At 33.3% G+C, this 3,366-nt stretch carries 3 protein-coding genes and 2 pseudogenes; 4 read left to right on the top strand and 1 reads right to left on the bottom strand.

The window, feature by feature from the left end; genetic code table 11:
* The 4 genes and pseudogenes from MVY38_RS05565 to mrdA all read left to right on the top strand — a co-directional run.
* Positions 1–229: pseudogene (locus MVY38_RS05565) on the top strand (YihA family ribosome biogenesis GTP-binding protein); the annotation flags it as partial.
* Positions 219–680, top strand: coding sequence for an N-acetyltransferase (locus MVY38_RS05560; RefSeq protein WP_297484185.1), 462 nt, complete (start codon positions 219–221; stop codon positions 678–680). The pseudogene MVY38_RS05565 and the gene MVY38_RS05560, both read left to right, overlap by 11 nt.
* Positions 647–1,099 carry a hypothetical protein gene (locus MVY38_RS05555; protein ID WP_297431170.1) on the top strand — a complete coding sequence of 151 codons (453 nt, stop codon included), beginning with the start codon at positions 647–649 and terminating at the stop codon, positions 1,097–1,099. Before MVY38_RS05560 ends, MVY38_RS05555 begins: the two co-directional genes overlap by 34 nt.
* Positions 1,096–2,883, top strand: coding sequence for a penicillin-binding protein 2 (gene mrdA / locus MVY38_RS05550; RefSeq protein ID WP_297484183.1), 1,788 nt, complete (start codon positions 1,096–1,098; stop codon positions 2,881–2,883). The genes MVY38_RS05555 and mrdA overlap by 4 nt, the downstream gene beginning before the upstream one ends.
* 4 nt (positions 2,884–2,887) lie before the next feature.
* Here mrdA and MVY38_RS05545 read toward each other — a convergent pair.
* Positions 2,888–3,366, bottom strand: a pseudogene (locus MVY38_RS05545) (sodium:calcium antiporter); the annotation flags it as partial.

The following is a 3,366-nucleotide window of genomic DNA, read 5'->3' as shown; positions in this document are numbered from 1 at the left end:
TTTAGATATAGATACACAGGTGAGTGATTTTTTACTTCACAACATAAAAGAGAACCAGTATATTATTCAAATATTTACAAAAATTGATAAACTGAACCAAAAAGAGCAAAATGCACTTAGACGGGAATTTCCAAATGCTCTAATGGTCTCAAGTTCTAAAAAAAGAGGAATGAATAAAATAGTTAAAGTAATATACGATATTTTAAAAGAGAAAGAAGATGCAAATTAAATTTCTAAAACCAAAGTTAAGTAATATAGAAGAGATGCAAGAGCTTATATATCCTGAAGTTGAAAATGGTGTTATACTTGAGAGAAGCAGTGATGAAGTTGCGACAAATATTCGTTCCTATACATTAGCTTATGTTGGTACAGAATTAGTAGGTTTTGCAGCTTTACATATTCACACTATAGAATTGGGAGAAATACGCTCACTCATTATAAAAAATGGATTTAGAGGGCAAAAAATAGGAGAAAAACTGGTAAACCGTGCTTTGCAAGAGGGTGAAGAGTTAGGTCTTAAAAGAGTTCTTAGTTTAACCTACAAGCAGTCGTTTTTTGAGCGTCTTGGTTTTGTAGAAATTCCAAAAGAGTCACTTCCTGAACATAAAATTTGGGCAGACTGTATAAAATGTAAACACTTTCCCATATGCAACGAAGTATCACTAATCAAAGAGTTGTAAAATCATTTGGCTATGTAGCACTCTATGTGCTATATAGTTCTCTGAGTAGTATCTACCCTTTTTTACCACCCCTTCTTGGCGTTTTATTTGTTCTTTTTATTCGAGCTTTAGAGAGAGAAGATGTTCTATATTTACTACTTATCTCATTTGCACTTCTTGTTTTTGAAGCAAATCACGGATATATTTTTTTTAGTAGTATCTTTTACTTTTATATCGCTGCAAAATTTTTACTTCCTAAAATAGAACAAAGTTTCAACTGCTACTCTTGCATACGAATCATGTATGTGACTATGGCCTATGTGGGGTATTACCTCTTTTTAATGCTACTCTCTAAAATATTTTTACTCCCTGCAGAGCATATAAATTACTATATAGTTTACTATATAGTAATTGAATTTTTCTTAGTGAGCCTAATATGAAAATAAAATTCATTATTTTACTCTTTGCTTCTATCTGGATGGCGCTTATTGTAAGGGTGTTTTTACTTGCTGTAGAGTCCAATGACTACTATAAAACACTCTCTCAAAACAACACAATAAAGCATGAAAAAATAGCACCAATTCGTGGTGAAATTGTAGATATAAAAAATCGTCCTATTGCCATCAATAAACTTGGATTTAAAATAGAGTTGGCACCACATCTGCTTTTAAAGAAAAATAGAAAAAAATTTGAAAGTACCATCTCCTTTTTACATAAAACTTTACCATCTTTAAATATCAAAGATATTATTAAAGCGTACAAAAAAAAGGACTCTTTTTATAATCATGAATTTATTAAGGTTGTAGAGTATATTCCCTATAAAGAGATTATGCCTGTATATACACAGCTGAATTTACGAAAAAATATTAAGATTGAACCTGCTCCAAAACGCTACTACCCATACAAGAATATTGCTGCACATATGATAGGATATGTTGCTCGTGCCAATGAAAAAGATATTGCTCATGATAGGCTTATAGACTTAATTGGTTACACAGGAAAGACGGGAATTGAGAAATACTACAACTCTTATTTACAAGGAACACCTGGGGAAAAAGAGATAAAAGTCAATGCAAATAACAGAGAAGTGGCAGAACTTAGTTATAAGGCACCCAGTGAGAACAAAAGACTAAAACTTACAATTGATATAGAGTTACAAAAATATATTACAAATCTTTTTAAAGGCTTAGTTGGTGCAGTGGTTGTTATGGACACCCATGGAGCAATTCTTACTGCAGCAAGTTTTCCTAATTATGATTTGAATATGTTTGTATCAGGAATGTCTTACAAGATGTATAATTCTATGGCTTCAAGTCTTGACCATCCTTTTACAAATAAACTTATACACGGTCTTTATCCTCCAGGTTCATCTATTAAACCCTCTTTAGGTTTAGTTTATCTTGTAAATGGCATACATTCCAATGATAAAGTTTACTGTTCTGGTTCCATTCCTCTTGGTAAAAGAGTATTTAGATGTTGGAAGAAAAATGGGCATAAAGAGACAAATATGGTCAAAGCAATACGAGAGAGTTGTGATGTCTATTTTTATGAAGGTAGTTTAAAAGTCGGTATAAAAAAGATGAGTAAGGGATTGTTACGATATAACCTTGGACATAAAACTGGTATTGATTTGCCAAATGAATTTATAGGTGTTGTACCCTCAAGAGCATGGAAGAGAAAAAAGTATAATCAATCATGGAATAAAGGTGAAACGCTAAATACTTCTATTGGTCAAGGATATTTTCTGGTAACGCCTCTTCAAATTGCACAGCAAACTGCATTGATTGCCACGGGAAGATTACCAACACCGCATCTTGCTTATATGATTGGAAACAAGCCATATAAAGAGATTAGCAGGGATGTTCTAACACCAAGAGAAAAAGCAAGACTGCCAATTATACGCCGTGGAATGTATGAGGTCTGTAATGCACCACATGGGACAGCAGTACACCATGTAAATTCTAAAATAACAATAGCAGGAAAAACAGGTACAGCACAAGTTGTTGGAATTAAGCAAGATATTAAAAAGAGAAAGTTAGAACATGAGCTCTCTTATTATAGGCGTTCGCATGCTTGGTTTACAACATACGGTCCTTATCGACATCCTCAATACATTGTAACAGCAATGGTAGAACATGGTGGACATGGTGGTTCAGCAGCAGGTGCTATTGTCTCTAAAATATATGACAAGCTCTTAGAACTTGGATATATTAAAAAGAGATAGACTTTTAATTAAAAGAATTTTTTACAAAAAGCACTAAAAGAGTAAGTAAAAAGATACCTCCGGCTTTATTATAAAGCTTATTTGCAAGAATAAAAAGAAGTGTTACAGACACAGCAACTAAAATGATTATATCAAATCTTGCAGCAGCTAAATCTACTGTTAGTGGTCGAATAAGTGCAGAACCACCTAAAACCATAGAAAAATTTGCTACATTAGAGCCAATAATATTTCCTATACTCATCTCAGCATTGCCTTTTCTTACAGCAGCAATGGAGACAACTAACTCTGGCAATGAAGTACCTAAAGAGATAAGAAATAGACCAATAATCCACTCACTCACACCTAAGTGTCTTGCAATATGTGTACCGCTCTCAACAACAAAATTGGCACCACCAATTGTAAGTGCAAAGCCTATACCAAGGAGTAGAATAGCTCTTCCCCATTGAAATTTCTCTTTTTCTAAATCTGCATCAAGTTCACCCT

The organism is Sulfurimonas sp., from assembly GCF_027056685.1.
Lineage (GTDB): Bacteria > Campylobacterota > Campylobacteria > Campylobacterales > Sulfurimonadaceae > Sulfurimonas.
Note: the sequence above shows the minus strand (reverse complement) of the source record. Positions and strands in the feature narration are given on the sequence as shown.